At 32.3% G+C, this 19,184-nt stretch carries 13 protein-coding genes and 2 pseudogenes; 6 read left to right on the top strand and 9 right to left on the bottom strand.

What is annotated here, in order from left to right; translation table 11 throughout:
• Positions 1–126: 126 nt before the first annotated feature.
• Positions 127–339 (top strand): annotated as a pseudogene (locus tag AC0SAP_RS09950) (integrase core domain-containing protein); the annotation flags it as partial.
• 129 nt (positions 340–468) lie between these two features.
• Here the strand turns inward: AC0SAP_RS09950 and AC0SAP_RS09945 are convergent.
• From AC0SAP_RS09945 to AC0SAP_RS09920, 6 genes are read right to left on the bottom strand one after another with little or no spacing between them, the layout of a single operon-like run.
• On the bottom strand, positions 469–1,392 hold the full coding sequence (locus AC0SAP_RS09945; RefSeq protein ID WP_473384050.1) for a type II toxin-antitoxin system RelE/ParE family toxin: 924 nt from the start codon (positions 1,390–1,392) through the stop codon (positions 469–471).
• 7 nt (positions 1,393–1,399) lie between these two features.
• Entirely contained in the window at positions 1,400–2,506 is a 1,107-nt protein-coding gene (locus tag AC0SAP_RS09940; RefSeq protein ID WP_473384049.1) for an AAA family ATPase, read from the bottom strand.
• Positions 2,499–3,752, bottom strand: coding sequence for a GmrSD restriction endonuclease domain-containing protein (locus tag AC0SAP_RS09935; RefSeq protein ID WP_473384048.1), 1,254 nt, complete (start codon positions 3,750–3,752; stop codon positions 2,499–2,501). The genes AC0SAP_RS09940 and AC0SAP_RS09935 overlap by 8 nt, the downstream gene beginning before the upstream one ends.
• A 58-nt stretch (positions 3,753–3,810) precedes the next feature.
• Positions 3,811–6,474, bottom strand: coding sequence for a TnsA endonuclease N-terminal domain-containing protein (locus AC0SAP_RS09930; protein ID WP_473384047.1), 2,664 nt, complete (start codon positions 6,472–6,474; stop codon positions 3,811–3,813).
• Positions 6,467–8,254, bottom strand: coding sequence for a site-specific DNA-methyltransferase (locus AC0SAP_RS09925; protein ID WP_473384046.1), 1,788 nt, complete (start codon positions 8,252–8,254; stop codon positions 6,467–6,469). Before AC0SAP_RS09925 ends, AC0SAP_RS09930 begins: the two co-directional genes overlap by 8 nt.
• 5 nt (positions 8,255–8,259) lie before the next feature.
• Complete coding sequence (locus tag AC0SAP_RS09920; protein WP_473384045.1) at positions 8,260–11,151, bottom strand: ATP-dependent DNA helicase; 2,892 nt, start codon at positions 11,149–11,151, stop codon at positions 8,260–8,262.
• Positions 11,152–11,523: 372 nt separating this feature from the next.
• Here AC0SAP_RS09920 and drt3a point away from each other — a divergent pair, with 372 nt between their 5' ends.
• Positions 11,524–12,705, top strand: a complete 1,182-nt coding sequence (gene drt3a / locus AC0SAP_RS09915) for an antiviral reverse transcriptase Drt3a (RefSeq protein ID WP_473384044.1) — start codon at positions 11,524–11,526, stop codon at positions 12,703–12,705.
• A complete protein-coding gene (gene drt3b / locus AC0SAP_RS09910) occupies positions 12,698–14,638 on the top strand; it encodes an antiviral reverse transcriptase Drt3b (RefSeq protein WP_473384043.1) in 1,941 nt (646 codons plus the stop codon). Before drt3a ends, drt3b begins: the two co-directional genes overlap by 8 nt.
• A 104-nt stretch (positions 14,639–14,742) precedes the next feature.
• On the opposite strand, the gene rhuM is transcribed toward drt3b, so the two are convergent.
• A complete protein-coding gene (gene rhuM, locus AC0SAP_RS09905; RefSeq protein ID WP_473384042.1) occupies positions 14,743–15,741 on the bottom strand; it encodes a RhuM family protein in 999 nt (332 codons plus the stop codon).
• A gap of 13 nt (positions 15,742–15,754) precedes the next feature.
• Positions 15,755–16,450, bottom strand: coding sequence for a helix-turn-helix domain-containing protein (locus tag AC0SAP_RS09900; protein ID WP_473384041.1), 696 nt, complete (start codon positions 16,448–16,450; stop codon positions 15,755–15,757).
• A 127-nt stretch (positions 16,451–16,577) separates the two neighbouring features.
• On the opposite strand from AC0SAP_RS09900, the gene AC0SAP_RS09895 reads away from it, so the two are divergent.
• The 3 genes from AC0SAP_RS09895 (at position 16,578) to AC0SAP_RS09885 (ending at position 18,467) form a co-directional block, all read left to right on the top strand.
• Positions 16,578–17,597 carry an AAA family ATPase gene (locus tag AC0SAP_RS09895; protein WP_473384040.1) on the top strand — a complete coding sequence of 340 codons (1,020 nt, stop codon included), beginning with the start codon at positions 16,578–16,580 and terminating at the stop codon, positions 17,595–17,597.
• Between the two features lie 17 nt (positions 17,598–17,614).
• Positions 17,615–17,893 (top strand): helix-turn-helix transcriptional regulator, encoded by a 279-nt coding sequence (locus AC0SAP_RS09890; RefSeq protein WP_473384039.1) that lies wholly within the window; start codon positions 17,615–17,617, stop codon positions 17,891–17,893.
• 106 nt (positions 17,894–17,999) lie between these two features.
• Positions 18,000–18,467 carry a hypothetical protein gene (locus tag AC0SAP_RS09885; protein ID WP_473384038.1) on the top strand — a complete coding sequence of 156 codons (468 nt, stop codon included), beginning with the start codon at positions 18,000–18,002 and terminating at the stop codon, positions 18,465–18,467.
• A 623-nt stretch (positions 18,468–19,090) separates the two neighbouring features.
• Here AC0SAP_RS09885 and AC0SAP_RS09880 read toward each other — a convergent pair.
• Positions 19,091–19,184 (bottom strand): annotated as a pseudogene (locus AC0SAP_RS09880) (IS5/IS1182 family transposase); the annotation flags it as partial.

Here is a 19,184-nt window from a genome sequence, read left to right as displayed (position 1 = left end):
GTTTACAATTTGTGTTTCTGTAAATTTTGATCGTTTCATGATTTCCTCCATCTAAATAATGATGACAGAAATCTCTAGTTTTGGCTTGTGTCTTTTTAGGGTAAGCTTACGGGTATTAGAAAAGGGAGGATTACAATTGAATATATTCAGCCAGGTAATCCTCAGCAAAATGCTTATATCGAGCGTTACAATAGAACTGTACGTTATAGTTGGTTGAGCCAAAATCTGTTTGATACTCTTGAAGAAGTACAAGATTATGCCACCAAGTGGCTTTGGCATTATAATCATGAAAGACCACATCAAGCTAACCAAGGAAAGCCACCTTTAATGGTTGCATAACCTCTACTTTTAACTTCGGTTATTAATGGGAGGATTACCAGTGCCAATCTATTGAAGATAACAAACAAGTCATTGATAGATTAACTGCTATTAACTACTAATAAAAAAGGGGCTGATGCCCATTGTTCCCTATGTCAAAACAGTGGGTATTGGATCAAGAGGCTTCAAATCACTGTAAATATCTTTGGCCTGCCTTAGTGCCTCGTCATACCCTTCTGTATTTGCCTTTTTAATAAATCCGTATAGTAAAACGTACTTTTTATCTAATAAATGTTTAAATAAAATCCTAATAGCCCCCCCAGAAAAAGCATTAAGACGGATTTCTCTAATGCCGTCACCATTATGTAATGATTTAAATAATGGTTCCCCACCGTCAAATTCTTTATATTTGGCTAACCTTAATTTATCTAACACCTTGCTCTTATTCTCTTCCGTTAATTTTAAAAACCAAGCTTTACATTCTTCAGAAATTAGATGAGGTTCGATTAGTTTCTCGATGGATTCATCAGCACAAAGCTCTCTAGAATGAAATTCTCCAGAAGATTGGCTGAAAATATTTCTTAAATTGACATCTATATCGTCCGAGGATAAAAATCGACCATCGGAAGCAACTCTAGAAATATCAATAAAATTATTAGACCAAACTTCTGCTGTTGATATGCTTAGCATTATTCCAGAAAGTTCCCAGGTCAAAGAATATACATCAGGATAATCACAATAAGCTTTCCCTGATACATAAAATTTATGTTGTGAAATATTTTCAATAAGCTCATCCGACAAATGGTCTAAAGCGGGACTCTTATCCTCTGCCTCATATAAAAACAATCCAATATCAGGATCATCATGTCCCTCAATAAATGACTGAATTGTTAAGTTTTCAGCGATAAAAAAATCAAATAAAGATCCCTTATTGCTATCTAAATAAAAAACAAATCTATCATTGCCACTATTTAGAGCTAAAACTCCTTGCAGAGCATCATCAAAAAATAACTTACCTTGTGAAACTGTAGGCGCAGGAAAGCTATTTTTATTAATACAAATTGCATATTCCATATTTACATTAACTCTTCCTTGCTAAAATAGCTCTGTTTTTTAATGTTTGATCAAAAAAGCCTTTTGGCCAAAAAGATAACTTGCCATTTAAATCTATTTCAGGGCTTTCTATTTCAGAACAACCATCATGATTTTTAACAAAATAATTAAACTGTACTTTTTTACAATCTATTATCTTTTCTTTAACAGCGATTCTAATACCATCCATAACATGTTCACTATGCGTTTCAACTATTACTTGCACACCACTATTAGCAATCAAACTTAACAGTTTCCCCATAGCTGTTTGTCCTTGAGGATGTAAATGCGCCTCTGGATTTTCAACAATCAATAAAATACCATTCTCTTTTTTTGACTTTATCCAACTGCTTAAACTTGAATTTTGATGATTAGATAGTATGCTACGCAAATCTAAAGGTGAACCCTCACTATCAGGTAATTTAGCTACGGTTCCTAAGGCTGCGGCTACAATTGGTAATGTATAACTTAATCCAAACCCTACATGGATAGGTCTATAATTATCAATTTCTGTACTTCCTATATCAGCCTTAGAATTTATAACGAACTCAAATTCAACATTTGGAGCAATCTCTGACATCCAGCCTTTCAAAGCATATTCAAAAGCAATCCCTTTACTTGCAGGGTGCTCAAGTGACTCATTTACAATAAACCCTTCATCTATTAATCGCTTTATAAAATCCACAACATACTCCCCTTTATCTCCCACAGATAGTTTCGAATCAAAAGCTGTGTTTAACGGAAGATGTAACTGGGGGCCTAATCTATCAGCACCAACATAAAGCAATTCTGGAACCTTTTTTACATTTTCAATATAATCCTCAGCAATAACTAACTTACCTTCTCCGCAACTAGAATCTATTTTTATTTCTATTTTTTGTTTCTTACTGACAGTTTTTGAAAGCAAATCATAAAATCGACCATGCCCTTCTAGATAAGGCGATTTATCATAAAAAGACTTTATATACATTCGTATAGCTTGAATAAGAGTACTCTTTCCACTATTATTCAAGCCTGTCAATAGAGTCAAATTAGAAAGTTCTAAGTCAATATCAACTAAAGATTTCAAATTTTTAATATTTATTTTTCTAATCATATCTAACTGTTCTTCCTGAAATTATATTCTCAACTAACTCTCGAATAATTATATAACTTTGACTTATTCCCCTAGATGAAGATGAATGACGACTGATTAAACTATCAAACTCTATATTTTTTTTCTTTAACTCTCTATAGCTATCTAATAACATCTGTTTATTGCAAAGTAAGCTATTAAAATCATTAGTAGATAAATCGGATAAAATATTTCCCCAAATCTCAAATAATGACTTGTTAATCGGGCTTTTTCTCACATCTCCTGGCAATGATTTTCTAAAAGAATGTTCTCCAAAAATCTCATAACTTCTTTCCATTGCAAGATTAAACTTCAACCGTAAATCATCTAAATCTAATTTTTTTATATTTCGTATCTCTTCTTTAGAAAATATTTTAGTAATTTCTTCTTCAGTAGGATTAGGAAGTACATTCATTATTCGCATAGTATTGCTTAACCAACTATCCATACTGGACTTATATGTTGATCTTTCTAATATCATAAATGATAGCAATCTCAAGATTAATTCACTAGCTCCTAGCCTACTATTATCAACTCTATTTCCTGCTACCTTTTTAAAGACTTCAGATGAAACGAGCTCATTTAATAACTGTGATGACTGCCCTTCGTATAAAGCATGTCTTATCTCTTGACTTGTTAAAGGCATTCCTCCCGTATTTATTCGCTTAAAAATATTACGCTTTACTGCTTCAGGAGTCCCTGGGTCAATAACAGTAAATCTTAATTCAGCTTCATAAATAATATTAACCCACTTCTGCTCTTTAGTATCAGTTTCAATCTCCGAAAAGTTTTTCCCATCAAACCTATCACCTAAAAACTCAAGGTTCTTTAATGTCAAAAATTTCCCATCTTTATTACCTATAATAAAATCTCGTATAGTTGATAGTCGCTGTAATCCATCTACAACTTCCCAGCGCCCCTCTAAATCAGCAGAAACATAAAACATTGGCAATGGTATTTTTAACATTATGGATTCTATTAATCTGCTTTTCCTTGTTTGATCCCACACAAACTTCCGCTGATAAGAAGGACTTAAATTTACAGTTCCTTGCTTTAATCGCCGAAGAATTGCATCCATAGGTACTACTCGTTGCTGTATAGATATTTCAGAAGGATTAAACGGATCCATATCATCATCATCATCTGTACTTTCTATATCAATACCTTGTCCTGTCTCTGATAACTCCTCTGGAATATCTTTATATCTTTGATCAAAATCATAATCCATTTTATTCCCTTTCTCTAAAACAACGTATATAGCATTACCAATTACTTCAAATCAATAATTAAAACAGTTGATCATGAAAATAATCAACATCAGTCCCTTTAATAATTTGATATTCCATATTAGATGCTTCTGCCAATAATTTAGTATATTCGGCCTTGGCCTTAACAACTGAATCATCTAACATGTGATCTCCTTTAACTTCTACAATCACGTATCTTCCATCTTCTTTTTGGAATAAAAAATCAGGGTAATAATGCCTAATACGATTAGTTTCAGGATCCACGTACTGAATATAAAAATCAGACTGTCCATGAGTCAACATCCCTGTAAAATAAAGTTTCTTTACCTTTCTGTTCTTTAACAAATGCCAAAACAAACCTTGTTCAGGATTAGAATCAAAACAGTAGGTATCTAGATGGAAGCTTTTATCTCTATATGGAATAACTCTTATGTCGCTATATTTAACGACATCTTCAGGTAATGCTCTCACCTCATAATAATCTCCATTAGGAGGTGTTTTAACTAACTCAATCTCATATTCCTCTTTTATATCTTCAGAAAAAACATCATACATAGAACTGAATAGTCTTGGAATGATGTAGTCATATAGAACTTCATTGTACTCATTAACAGCTACTAAAAGTCCATTAATTCCTTCTTCTGTTGAAGATAGTATGCTCTCAATCTTCAATGGACTCTCGTTCAAATATCGAGATATCTCAGCAACAAGCATCAAAGAACTAAAACAGACTTTGGTGCGATAATAGGTAACATCTTCTATTTGAGATTTAGACATAAAGTCTTTTTCCTCAATTAACAGCCCTTCTTGCCTAATTTCGATCAACTTATAACCTTTAGTTAGCTCATACCATTCTTCTTTTTTATCCAACTCAGGCAATAATTTCAATCCTTCTGAAAGCTCTTTAGTTTTAACCTGATAATTCCTTCTTACTCTCTGTAGCTTTAATTTAGGTTGGTCTAATACTTTTATTTTATAGATCTCTTTCTCTGTGCCTGTCTTATTCAGCTCAGACACGGAGATCTTGAAATTTTGCTCTAGCTCATCATTTAAAATATCTAAGTTATCTTTAGATAAAAATATACTAGCAGTATTCTGAGTATTGCCTATTGATCGCAAACAACGCATAGTCGCCTGAAGCACAAATATTTTTGATTTTGGAGAGCGGAACATTGTAACGCCAAATAAAGATCGACAGTTCCACCCTTCCCTTCCCTTATTAACTAATAAGATAAATTGTTTTTCTGAGCTTTTCTTATCTAGATTATTAAACTCACGTATATCATCATTAGTAGTTTCAGTATCACCCAAGTTAACTAGAATTGTTGAACTACTGATACCTAGCTCAGATAATATTGTTTCCAATGCAGGTTTCAACTCATTTCGTACTTCATCTATTGTCGTTGCGAATATTGCCATTTTAGGCAATAGGCCTTCTGTATTCTCCGGAGTTAAACCTTTGATCGATTCCAAAAAACCTAAAACAGCAATACGCAAAAACTCTTCAGACTTAGGATTTTCATATCCTCTTAAGTCTGTTAATTTTAGATATCCTTCGTTAATAGCCTCACGCAAGCCGTACGCATAAACAACCTCTGGTAATACTTCCTTCTTTACATAAGGAGTTCCTGTAAAGTTGTAACAAGCTACGACCCTAGAACCCCTTTCAGCTATAGTTTGAGCTAACATATCTATGGTTAATCTCAAACTTGTTAAACGTTTATCCTTTAAACTACCTACATCTTTTGCCAAATTTTCACCAAAGGCATGATGCGCCTCATCAACAAAGATCCCTAATTGCCCTAAACGAGTTAACTTATCAAAGCGTTGATTCGTTGTTAAGTCATCATCCGTTGTGATATCAAAATCATAAAGATCTGATATCGCATCTAATTCATCAAGTTCTTTATCATTAATATTAACCGTTTCTTTCCGAGTCTCAAATAAACGATCTATAGGGGTTTTTTCTTTATTTTGACGCTTTAAAATGATTTTTTGTGTATTACTAATGATCACATTAAATCTTGAGTTATCAATAGTACTCAATGCTGTCCCTGCTTCTTCTAAAAAATGAAAACGAATATTAGAAGAAAGGAAATTATAATATTCTGGTGGGACTACTTTGGTAAAATCAAATGTCTGGATTTCCTTTAATGACTGTAAAACCGTTTTATCTGGGGCAAAAACCAAAACATTATGACAATAGTTTTTATCTTTTGGCCATTTGTTAGCTAATACAAATTCATAGAATATACATGTAGCCATTAAGATGGTTTTTCCCGTCCCCATTGTCAAAGCAAAGATATAATTTGCATATTCACGAGAATTTTCCTGCATCTTACTAAAAAGAGTCTCATATTGCTTCTGGGTCATATCCTCAAATAGTGTCTGTTGTCCAAACAGATTTACCATTTCACTATCATCTCTATCTTGAAATTGACCTTCACGATTAAACCAATCCTGAAAAATTTCTTCGACCTTTGCATTATTTAAAAACTCTTTCAAGAAAACATATACTTCAAGAGCTTCAAATTGAGGCCTACGCAAAAATGCTCTATGCGGATGTAAAGATGGATCATTATAATCAAGGAAATTAATGCTCAACTTTCTGTATGTAGCTCTTATTTTCTTACGATTAGTGACATAGAAGAACCATAAAAAATTAAAAAAAGCATACTCATCCTGTAACACCTTGTTACTCATACTCAATTTCCCCTTCCCAAGATTCTGAAAGTAGATCTGTGATCTTGACCCTAATAGTGCCTGCATCTTCCGGAATTTTGTACTCACCAGAAACTAATGCATTTTTTTCAGGTATATCTAATTCGCTAGGGTGTAATATCGCCCCATCGTAATTCCAATCTATCATGATACTTTCCACCAACTCTTTCCAATCTTTAACTTCTTCCTGTTGTATAGATAATTTCTGAAGTAAGTTCATTGGATAAAACTGAGTAATAGATAACTTATCCCCATTGATATCAATATGAGCCTCAGCATCCCTTTTAAATTCCAAGTTAGATCTATCCTTTAAAATATCAACAACTTGAACGTCTATCTTAAAAGGAGAAACCTCCATTTCTAAATAAGATTGAAGATCAGGCTCATGCCCCATACAAACTAATAAGATACTTTCAACTACCTGATTAGGCGCTTTATTTTGTAATTTCTCCCACTTTTGATAATCAAAGCCAGCTATCAATGAATTTAAGTCTGCTTTTGTAGAAATACGATTAACAGGCATTATTTTTACGACTCTACCGTCCTTTTCTCCATCGAATAGGGATCCTGACGGGTATTTATGTACCTCTAAAGCCTCTAGCAATAAATCTTTTGCCTCAATAGGATTTCTGAAAATATCATAATGATTTACATTATAAACTTCTAAACCGTATTGATTGGTCTCAAAAAATGAGCCTACTAACCGTTTAGTTGCTGTCTGAATAGCACCAACATTTATATCCGCTCCTATAAATCGCCTTCCAAGCCTCATTGCTACAGCTTGTGTAGTTCCTGAGCCCATAAAACAATCAAATACTAGATCACCTTTATTAGAGGAAGCTTTAATAAATTTCTCTAATAATGCTTCAGGCTTTTGTGTCGGATAGCCTAATCTCTCACTAGCAGCCTGATTTACAAATGGCATTTCGAACCAATCTCTTGCTAAAGGTCCAGTTTGCTCATCAAGATACTGCCTGTATGTATCTTCACTTTCTTCTTTAGGATCACTAGTTCCATCACGTCCACGTAAACGATATTTACGGTTATCTTCATCTGTATATTTAAATTTCTTAAGGGTTACAGGCGAATATTCTTCAGTTATCTCTTGATAATTAAAGGTATAACCCGATGACTTGTTTTTCGCATAGAAAAATATAGTGTCATGTTTATTATTAAAATTTCTTTTAGACGTTTCCCTTTCTTTGTAGCACCAAATTATTTCATTTAAAAAATTTTCTTGCCCAAATACTTCATCTAAAAGGCATCGTAATAAATGTGACTTAGTTCTATCACAGTGTAAATAAATACACCCTGTATCTGCTAAAAGCTCACGCATTAATAATAATCGTTCATACATAAATTGTAGATATTCATCATTTGTCCAAATATCCGTATACTGTTTCTCTTCAAAACTGGTCGAGTCATTAACAATATTCACCCCTCTCATCTTAATTATTTTCTTATAGTCCGCCTTAGAATCAAAAGGTGGATCTATATAAATTAGATCAACTTTTCCCCTGTAATCTTTTAATAAATAACTCATTACCTGTAAGTTATCACCCCAAAACAGTTTATTAAACCAGCCATTTATAGAGTCCCCATATACTTCTTTTTTTTGAGCTGGATAATATTGAGTAGAACGGAATGGTCTTTTACCTTTCCAGTTCAGCATTGGATACCCCTTGATAGGCTCGAACTGAAACTTATCAATTTCAATTTGTTCATCCGCATATAAATACAAGTTTTCTTGATCCAACATCATAATATTTAAACCTTTTTAAAATTCCAATTTTTTTTATCACAATAAAGCTGCATATCACATTCACCACAAAGCTTTGTCGGTCTTTCGGATAAGCGATAATCTCTTTTTTCTATTTTTTCAACTATAGAATCAAACGTCTTTATTGTTTGATCAATGTTCCTAGCATCCCTATCAAAACTAATATAGGGACTGCCGTGTTCTTCACCAGTATAATACAAGTGTGTTCTCGTGACGGTTTTGCCAGTTTTCTCCTCAATTAAGTGAGCATATACTTCAAGTTGTCTTTTATGTTGATCTACCAATTCAATATTATTGAAAATATCTGGCTTTTTCTCTGATTTAAAATCAATCAGTTCTACTGAGTCCCCGTCTCCTTTTATTAAATCTATAACACCGGTTAAAATATATTCGTCCTTGATCAAAGATAAATCTATTTCTGCTTCTAACAAATCACCTAACTTATTTTTTTCAATAGAGTAATATCGTTGAACATGACTCAAGGCTACATTTTTCACATAATCTGCAAGATATTGACGTTCGGTCTTTACCAAGAATTGATAATTAGTTTCAAACCATGCCTCAATCTGAGTTTCACTAATAGAATCCTGTTCACCACGTAAAACAGTTTTATGTATATCTTCAATAGTACTGTGCACTAATCTACCGAATAGCTGTGACCCCATTCTGACAGGTGAAAACTCCAACTCCTTATAGAGTCTATATTGTTCTGGACAGCGCTCATATACCGATATATGAGAAGTAAATGAGTACTCCTGCTTAATGTGACTTCTTTTGATGGTCTCAAAATTAGTCTGATAAATACTATCCTCACAATCATAAAAGCTTGGTAAATCGTTAAAATACTCCTCAAAATATTTCGAGGTTGCCTTTCCTGTCTTAGTAAATTTAGTTGATGATAATACTAGTAAATTTTGGGCTCTAGAAAATGCTGTATAAAACAACCTTTTGAAATCAAAATCCTTCATTCGTTCTGATGGTTCTATATTCTTAGTTTTGATATATTCATCTAGCAGTAGCTCAACATCGTTCCTAGATTCCATCGGAACGGTATCAACTGACCCACAAATTACTACTGGAAATTCTAACCCTTTAGATTGATGGATAGTTAAAAATGAAACACTCCCCTTAGGTGCGTATTCAATTGCATCTTCATATTCATCTACACCACTCTCATAAAGAAACCTCAAATATGTATTAAATAGTATTCTTAATAAGTTATCGATATTTTTATTAGTGAGTACGTGGACTTTATGAAAATACTCAAATCGTGTAAGTATTTTCGTAATTTCAGATAAATTATGACCAGAACGGGTGCTTTTTTGGTTATCGTCAATAAATTGGCTAAACAAAGGAAATGCTAAAAGCTGATAAAATAATCCTGTAAAAGCATAATCTGTATTTTTTGTTAAACGAATATGATAGCTACTTTTTTCTTGGCAGAATCTCAAAAGATCCTTATTTTCATCTTTTTTTAACTCAAAAGTAAATAACTGAAGACATTCTTTGTAATATTTATCTAACTCTTTATGAATATTCGACAATCCATCTAAATACGGCCAATAATTACTTTTTTCGCTCTTTGTACTATCAATCCTAGGAAATAAAAAAATCAAAGCTCCTATAAATAATTTAATCTCTAATCGCTCAAAAAACATATTTGAGCGGGGGGAATATACAGGAATACCTGTTTTTTCTAAATTTCTAGCTAGTTCCTTAACATCTTTATTCTTAACTGACCTAAACAAGAAAGCGATCTGGTTCCAGTCCGTAATATTACTATTTTGCTTTAATTTCTTAATACATTTAATGACTGACTCAGACCAAGTTTCATTTGACTGAGTGACTAAAGATACAGTTGATATATTAATTGAGGATTTAGATTCTATATCAGATGGCTTAATGATTTTAGGGAATCGATAATGTCTATTACTATCGAACCAAATAGGATCATCCATCCATCGGTTATAAAAAGTAATGATATCCTTATGTGACCGATAATTAACAGACAAGTCAATAACTTTACATATATGATCTTTAAACTTTTCCGGGAATGTTAATATATTTCGAATAGTTGCGCCTCTAAAACGATAAATCCCCTGATCATCATCACCAACAACGCATAAGTTTTGATGCTTACCTAACATTCTAAATAATATAGATTCTTGAATCGTGTTTGTATCCTGGTATTCATCGACCATTAGGTATAATAACTGAGACTTCAACTTTTCCTCTATATGCGGTGCATTATCAAAAAGCTGGATGACTTCATATTGCAAGCCTGAAAAATCTAAAAAATTATTTTCCAAAAGTAATTGAGTATAAAGATCGTAAAGCTCTGCAAGAGTCTCTAATATCGGATCTTGAGAATATCTAAGATCATCAATATTAATTTCCTCTTCGATAATCTTTTGTAAAGATCGGATTAATTGCTCTGACTGCCTCCAAAGATTAAACTCTTGGATAACTAGACGATTTTTATCTATATTTAAAAACTGTCCAATTTCTCGATAAATGAAATATTGTAGATCAAAGCTATCCAAGACATGATAGCTCTGTTTTAATCTCGTATATTCCTTATTTTCTTCTAAAATCCTAAGACAAATCGAATGAAATGTACCTAAGTACATTTCATTCACATTAAAATTTACTTGAAGTTCTAATAATCGATTCGATATTCTTGTTTTTAATTCGCTTGCGGCTTTTTCTGTAAATGTTACTACCAGAAGCTGTTCCGGCGCTACTTTCTGATTAATAATCAAATTACATATCCGCTCTATCAAAGTAAATGTTTTACCAGAACCCGGTCCAGCAATTATTAAAACGGGACCATCAATCGTCTCTATAGCTAACTGTTGATTATAATTAGGGCTCGACATAATAATGCATTTCCTTTTTTCAATACATCTCAATAACAGCAAATTAGTTAATTATTTCAAACTATACTGTGAATATAGAAAGAGAACACTTCAATGATACCAGTTACTAGAAGTTTCTTGGCATCTTAAAAAAGACAACAAATATATATTTCCAGCGCTGTTTATAATAAAAACACTTATAATATTTTATGATCATCAAATAACTCTGAAAAGAATTGTATATATTTTTTATTTTCACTGCTTATGCTACCGACAAAATATTAAACCATATAGTACCCTTAATCTGGACTTAATATTCAGTATCATATGCTACTCTTAACAATATAAAATTTACTTTCTTAAGTTTAACTATTTCTTCATCAAGATAAACATATGCTAAAACAATCATTTACAAAAGAAGCTCTAGTAAAAGTACTAACCTCTTCTGACATCTGGAAATGGGGGTTAGTGCAAAATTATGGTAATGTTGACACAGCAGTACGATACATAGCTGAGCATTGGAAAAAGAATGGAGTAAAGATATCAGGATTTAAATCCACTATTCTAAAACAAAAAAACATATTTAATGTACTTAGACCCGAAGACGATTTTGCAATTAGATTACTCGATAGATTTATTCGTAAAATATATAAAGTAAGACAATCAGACAGAACCAAAATTGTTAAACAAGTCACGACTCTATTACAAGATTCTGGAGATCTTCATATAATCAGGTTAGATATTAAAAACTGTTATGAAAATATAAAATTAAAAGCTCTAATCGACAAATTTGAAGATGACTTAATATTAGCCCCTGAATGTCTTAAATTACTAAAAGATATTAATCATCATTTAATAAAAAACTATAATACCCAAGGACTTCCACGCGGGTTATCTATTAGCCCGACTCTAGCAGAATTATATTTAGAAACCTTAGATAAAGAACTAGCCTCTAATCCTCACATCATTTATAGCGCTAGATATGTCGATGATATTATTTTATTTATTCCAAGTAGTAGTAAAGAAATTGTAAACATAGAAATAAATACTATATTAAAAAAACTAGGATTAACTATTAACACTGACCTAGAAAAGTATTATAGTTGCCCCACTAAAAATGCCTCTTTTGATTACTTAGGATATTCTATCCAAGTCTTTCCTCAAAAAAATAAAGAGAACCGTGTTTTTATAAGTATTTCTAATTCAAAAATAAATAAAATAAAACATCGTGTCGTTAAAAGCCTTATCAATTACAAAAAAACTAAAAATATATCTCTATTAAAACAAAGACTTGAATACTTATCTATGCTGAAAACTGTAAAAAAGGGGCCTAACGGGCATTTGCTTGCAGGCATAGCTTATAATTATCAACTCGTAACTGATAATTTTCAGTCTCTAAAAACTATAGATGGATTATTTTTAAATCAAATAAAAGAAGCTAGATTCTCGATTCCTATCTTAGATCGCCTAAGAATTGAAAAAATATCTTTTTTTTCAAATGCAAAAAATAAAAAAATAGCAAACTTCACTAAAAACAAAACCTCTGAAATTATGGAGATTTGGATCAATGACTAATATCATAAAAGTGGATATTAATGATGAGTTTAGAACCCTATTGACTGATGTTCTTCCATATGAGCTTCCACTATGGTTCTCAAATTATAATATGTATCTTCAATTTAAGAATCCAAACAAACTAAAAGCATATACCATAATTTCTGGTTTAAGCTTTGAATCTAACTCAGGTACATATATTCCTTTAAATTACGAAATAAGTCGAGGTGGAAATAACTCTCCAAGAACAATATCAATAATGCATCCTGGGGCTCAATTAAAGGTTTGTAATTTTTATCAAAAATATAATGATCTTATTGAGTATTACTGTACAAAATCTGAATTTTCACTAAGACACCCATATCGCATCTCGACAAAATTTTATGGAAAAACTCAACAAGGATCAAATCTTGTACATGGTGTAGAAAATTTTGATGAAGAAAGGATCGTTTCTAGTTCATATTTTAAATATAAAAAATATCCTTTTCTCTATCGTTTCTTTGAGTCATATGAATACCATAGATTAGAAAAACAATTTCATAGTATGTTACAAGTGGATATCTCGAAATGCTTTCCTAGTATATATACTCATTCTATTGGGTGGGCTATAAAAAATAAGCGACTGGCAAAGGAAAAAACTCAAGGAAGCTTTGATACTAGTTTTGATAACTTAATGCAAGTAACTAATTATAAAGAAACTAATGGTATTATTACCGGTCCCGAGGTTAGCCGTATTTTTGCAGAAATTATCTTACAGAAAATAGACCTAAATATTGTAGAAAATATGAAAAAATATGACTATAACATCTCTAAAGATTATAACTTTAGAAGGTATGTAGACGACTACTTTGTATTTTATAGATCTGGGGATGTAAAAAATGCTTTTATAAAAGTCTTAGAACAATGCTTAATTGAATATAAAATGTATTTAAATGAAGCTAAGACAACTATTTCTTCTAGGCCCTTTGCTACAAATATCTCCTTAGCCAAGCATTCTTTAAAAAATACTGTCAATGACTACTCTTCTTCCCGATACAAAAACGGAGAGGTATCCTCAGAACACATCTCTAAATTAAAATATCCTGATTCCAAAGCCAATAAAATAATTTCGTCCGTAAAAATGGCTTTAGCGCAATATAATGTTGAATATGTTTCAATATCTAATTACTTACTTAGCGCAATCACAAAACGGATGCTTTCTTACTTGGGAAATATATCTCAATCTGAACCTATAGAAGAACATCACTTAAATTGGCTTTTGGTTGATTTAGATGTTCTTTTCTTTATTCATGCTATGGATATAAGAATAAGACCTACTGACAAATTAGGTCGATCTATTAATGAGGTACTTGAAGCAATTATTGACTGGCCAAAGAACTACCAAGATATTATTCATAAAAAAATTTTTGACCATGTGAAACAAGCTATCAATATTTTCATAAATCATGCCAATGAAATAACCGGCTTAGAAACATTAAATTTGCTTATTATTTTAACAATGCTCCCAAATGAGTATCAATTAAAAACTAAGAAGATAGAAGACTATTTTGGCGCTATAAGTATGACTTCTAACACGAGTGATTTTTATTTTCGTTGGATAACATTTATGTTGTATATCAATAATAAAAAAGGGTACAGTGCTCTCAGAAGGAGATTAGAAAATGAAGCTAAAAACTTCCTTCTAAAGCACCTTGATATGTTCAGAGATACTGAATACTTTTTATTTTACTTTGATTATCTTGCTTGCCCCTATATTGACGAAAATATAAGAAAAGATATCATGTTAGAAGTAAAAAATATTACCGTTGGTAGTAAAAGTAAAAAATTAATAACTGTAAATATTGATAATTATAGTAAGCAACTTCTTTCTGAAGATTTTATCGTTAGTTGGAGAAACCCTAATTATCTAAAAAACAGTTTGGAAAAAAGAGAGTATCTATTCCCTTATAACTAGTTTATGCCGTCTACTCACGTATGCTTCTGTATTTTATGATACATGAGCTAAGAGTAATCTTAGCTACACACACGATTGTGGGTAGACGGCACCTATCTCTTTGCTTAAATAAATAATTTGACCTTATCAGATAACTTCTCAAGTTCAACCAAATCCTGATTATCAGCTTTTTTCTGCATATTGTCCTTATACAGCTGATCAAAAATAGAATATTGCTCGCTAGTATAATGTTCCATCTGCTTCTTACTTCGATTACCTGCACCAGATAAAATGGGATAATCGTTAAACTCCAAAAGTGCATCGACATTATTACGCCAAAAACCTAAGGTTAAATCCTTTTTAGACTTTACTCGTAATTCAGCACTCTCCAAGAAAATAACCGTTAGCCTATTCAGACTATCTATCTCATCTTCGTTTAGATAATTTTTTGCGATTTGGATATCACCTTTACGAACACGAGCTCCTTTCCATGTTGTAAGCCCCATATTAGGTATATTGCCATCAGCTCGATCACAGATAAGCTCTGCAGCAGTCTTTTGTGTTACTGCATATAACAGCTTATTCTGTATTTCCGCAAAGAACATCTGAGTCGCTTTATCGCTGGAATCATAATCAGAAGATAAAGATAAGAGATCTCTAACCTTTTGATAAAACCGCATCTCTGAAGCTCTAACATCCCGGATACGTTCAAGTAATTCATCAAAATAATCTTGATAAGCTGACACGGTTTTAAGGCGTTCATCATCCATCACAAAGCCTTTTATTAGGAACTCTTGTAAATGTTGATTTGCCCAGTTTCTAAACTGTACGCCTCTAATTGAACGAACTCTCATTCCAATCGCCAAGATCATCGCGAGATTATAATATTTTACTGAATATTCTTTCCCATCTGCACCAGTTGTCAAGTATTCTTTGACAACTGATGACTCCAGCAATTCTCGGTCTTCAAAGATATTTTTAACATGATTACTGATGTTTTGTTTAGAGGTGTCAAAAAATTCTGAGAGTTGTTTCTGATTCATCCAAACATCATTATCTACGATCTGTAACCGGATATTTTCACCATCTTCGGTAGGATAAATAATAATCTGATCGGTATTCATAAGTTCCTCAAAATTACTTCGTTAATAATGCTTTTAATCGACGTAATCTAACAAGATTACTATCTTGAGGATTTAATAATCTCTCACCAATCTTGATACTTCCTAATGTGATGAATAACAATACTATTACAGCCAATCCTGAACTTACTAAATTAGCAAACAAACTTCCCTCTGGAAATAAAGAAACAAATTCAGTAATCAAAATATGAGTTACTCCCCAAAAAAGAATAGCTACCATTAAAAAAATAGGCATTACTTTAAAGAAAAGCTTAGAAGCATTTCTTACGACATCCCCCCAATAATAGGTTGAAAAAAGATTGTTATTATCTTCATTTTTATCTTTCTTGATTTCAGGCTGGTGATTAGAGATATCCCCCTCTTCATCATCCTTAGGACTACTATCATTAGTATGAATATCTGCGACAAATTCTATCGCCTGCTTTCTTTCTTTAGATGCATTTTGATATGCAAATAATAACTTGTGGTCCATGCTGGAGAGCTTATTTACATCAACTACTTCTCCAAAAATAATAAAATTAATATCTATCCCTGACTCTTTTAGTTTAAGTAAATATTCTAATGAAGGAACCCTTACTCCTCTTTCATAATTCGTCTGAGCTAATACCTTAACTCCACCTAACTCTGCAAAATCAGCCTGTGTAAGTCCCATCTCATTTCTGACTTTTCTCAATCTTTCATTTAATTCCATATAATTCCTTTTTTTTACGCAACAAAGTATCTTTTTGAGTATTGACTTATTCATTAGAATAAAATAGTATTATTTCGAATATGAATATATCAACATTCTTTTACATATATTACACGGAATTTAAAATATGTTAATAATAAAAAGTGCATCACAATATCAGGAGTCCCAAATACAATGGATTTGGGAGAATTATATAGCTAAGGGAAAGCTTCATTTGCTAGCTGCCCCTCCTGGATCAGCCAAAACATTACTCGCTGTTACAATTGCTGCATTACTCTCAAATAGTAGACCTTTTCCTGATGGATACACGCTTAAACGTGAAAGCTGTATTGTCATTTGGTCTGATGAAGATTCCATCGAGGATGTATTAAAACCAAGATTGATAGCTGCAAATGCAAATCTAGACAATATATTTTTCATCGACTCAATGTCTTTCAATAATCATGAGTCCCAGCCCATAGATCCTACCGTTGATCTTAGACATCTATCCGAATGCTTTCCCAAAAAAGAGGTTGATCTTATCATTTTTGATCCTATTACCTCACTCATCAAAGGGGACTCTAATAAACAGATGGATGTCCGAAACTCTCTCAGATGGGTGACTGAACTAGCTGAAGAGAAATCGTGTGCCATCCTAGGTATTACGCACTTTACAAAGGGTACAGCAGGAACATCCCCTGTAGAAAGAATTACCGGGTCTGTTGCCTTCTCTGCTTTAGCAAGGATCGCCTTAACCGTTCTTACTTCTCCCAATTCCGATCGTAAAGTTTTTTGTATAGCAAAGTCCAATCTTGGAATGGACCGAGGTGGTTTTGAATTTACCGTAGAAGAAGTATCTATTACAGAGAACATTTCGGCTCCAAAAATAAAATGGATCAAAGAACATGACCAAAGTGCTTATCAAATTTCTAATGATCTAAATAGGCGCGAAGATCAACGCATAAATCATAGTGCTATTGATACCCTTAATTCAATCCTAGAGCAAGGCCCCCTAGAAATCAATTTCGTTAAAAGGGCAATGAAAGAACATGGGTTCAGTGAAAAACAAACACGAACCGCCAGAGAGCACTTAAAAGTTACCGGTTTTAATGAAGGTCCTCAATATCTTTGGTCATTACCAAATAATAAAACTACCCTATCCATCTAGCTAAAGGAGCAATGGTTATGAATTCACCACTACATGACAATCATATTATCAATCAAAAACTAGCTGAAATTCAACAAACACTGGAGTTACTGACAGATACTCTTTCTGGTAAAACTCAGGATGAAAATCAATTAATCACTATTAAAGAAGTATCTAGCATCATTGGATTCAATCCTGATTGGATATATAAGCGTATTGCTACAAATGAATTCCCTAAGCCAATAAAAATTGGCCGAGCAAGTCGTTGGAATAGAACAACTATCAATGAATGGTTAGCTGGATGCGCTCATAAATAATTACCTATAAAAATACTAAAATACGGCACTAATTCTAAATCAGAAATGTTATTGGGTCTCTGGCAAATACAAAATCAATTAAACAATCACATAGGAGTCCACTAGAATGAATAAAAACACAAATATTTTACCTTTAAGCTCACATGAAAAAGAACGAGCTATTTCTATAATTAAAGATGACTTCGAAAATTGTAGCCCAGCAAGCAATACTAACAGAGGAAAAGGTATTGCAAATAAAAAATATGTTATGAAATACCAGGAAGTCATAAGGCACTGTTATGCAGATGGATTAGCTATTCGCAATATTTATAAAGGTCTAATGAAAATTGAAAAGTATGATATATCAGAAAGAACCTTCTATAGACTGTGCAATTTATATGTTTTTTCTAACCCAAATTTACAGTCAGATGATATGAGGAAGAATACACACAATAATTTGCCTCCTCAGCAACAAACAGAAAACAACCCACTTCCTGAGAAAAAAGATCACTTCGATCTAAGCATTCATAAAGATAATGGTATTAATAAAAGCTTTAAACATAATTCTGTACCTGATCTTAGCGAAATACTTTAAAACTTAAGCCATTCAATATGGATTACTCCTGCTGAGTAACCTTTAGATTCTATGGTGGTTGTTGAACCTAAATATTCAACAACCACTAATAGTTTGCTCTCTCATTTCATTGTTTTGATCGCCTAGATACAGAAATATATGTAGATAGATACCATGAGAAAAGTATTCGAAGATGATAACTGGGACATTTGGTATGTTTTTCTTAGTAGCTATACAGTTTTAAACATAAAATCATCAGTTATATTTAAAGCTCAAAATCCTCACAAAAACGGTAGTTTTATACTTCGCTAGAACAAGATATAGCATTTGTCGAACATTTATGTCGAACAAATGCACATCTTGCGATTCCTAAACTTGTATAAAATCGCTATAAAAAAGGACTATTCCTCTTACTTCTCTCCTGTGATTTATCATTATCTTGGCATCTATTGGCATTCGTTAATCTATACTTTGCAATACTTAACAATAACTAGTCACTCTCAAACATTAGATAAGATCTCTTGCCAAAAGATTATTAATACTTAACTATTTGATGACAAAACATAGCAATTTTTTTTGATGTTATATCTAGGGTCTGTTGAACATTTGAAATAAAAAAATAGAGAGTAGGGTCTGTTGCACATTCATAATTTTAACCAAATATAAGCACATGCTAAAGCCACATTACTTATATAACTATTTTTCAATTTATCGTAACGAGTGGCCAGACCTCTAAAG

The sequence above is a fragment of the Ignatzschineria sp. PL_is040 genome (genome assembly GCF_055813795.1).
The sequence above is the reverse complement of the archived record's forward strand: the minus strand, read 5'-3'. Positions and strand labels throughout refer to the sequence as shown.

Bases quoted from the DNA above. Each gene is read 5' to 3' on its own strand.
- drt3a (WP_473384044.1), top strand. From the start codon at position 11,524: ATGCTAAAACAATCATTTACAAAAGAAGCTCTAGTAAAAGTACTAACC.
- AC0SAP_RS09890 (WP_473384039.1), top strand. From the start codon at position 17,615: ATGAATTCACCACTACATGACAATCATATTATCAATCAAAAACTAGCT.
- AC0SAP_RS09930 (WP_473384047.1), bottom strand. From the start codon at position 6,474: ATGAGTAACAAGGTGTTACAGGATGAGTATGCTTTTTTTAATTTTTTA.
- AC0SAP_RS09895 (WP_473384040.1), top strand. From the start codon at position 16,578: ATGTTAATAATAAAAAGTGCATCACAATATCAGGAGTCCCAAATACAA.
- AC0SAP_RS09945 (WP_473384050.1), bottom strand. From the start codon at position 1,392: ATGGAATATGCAATTTGTATTAATAAAAATAGCTTTCCTGCGCCTACA.
- AC0SAP_RS09925 (WP_473384046.1), bottom strand. From the start codon at position 8,254: ATGATGTTGGATCAAGAAAACTTGTATTTATATGCGGATGAACAAATT.
- drt3b (WP_473384043.1), top strand. From the start codon at position 12,698: ATGACTAATATCATAAAAGTGGATATTAATGATGAGTTTAGAACCCTA.
- AC0SAP_RS09920 (WP_473384045.1), bottom strand. From the start codon at position 11,151: ATGTCGAGCCCTAATTATAATCAACAGTTAGCTATAGAGACGATTGAT.
- AC0SAP_RS09940 (WP_473384049.1), bottom strand. From the start codon at position 2,506: ATGATTAGAAAAATAAATATTAAAAATTTGAAATCTTTAGTTGATATT.
- AC0SAP_RS09885 (WP_473384038.1), top strand. From the start codon at position 18,000: ATGAATAAAAACACAAATATTTTACCTTTAAGCTCACATGAAAAAGAA.
- rhuM (WP_473384042.1), bottom strand. From the start codon at position 15,741: ATGAATACCGATCAGATTATTATTTATCCTACCGAAGATGGTGAAAAT.
- AC0SAP_RS09935 (WP_473384048.1), bottom strand. From the start codon at position 3,752: ATGGATTATGATTTTGATCAAAGATATAAAGATATTCCAGAGGAGTTA.
- AC0SAP_RS09900 (WP_473384041.1), bottom strand. From the start codon at position 16,450: ATGGAATTAAATGAAAGATTGAGAAAAGTCAGAAATGAGATGGGACTT.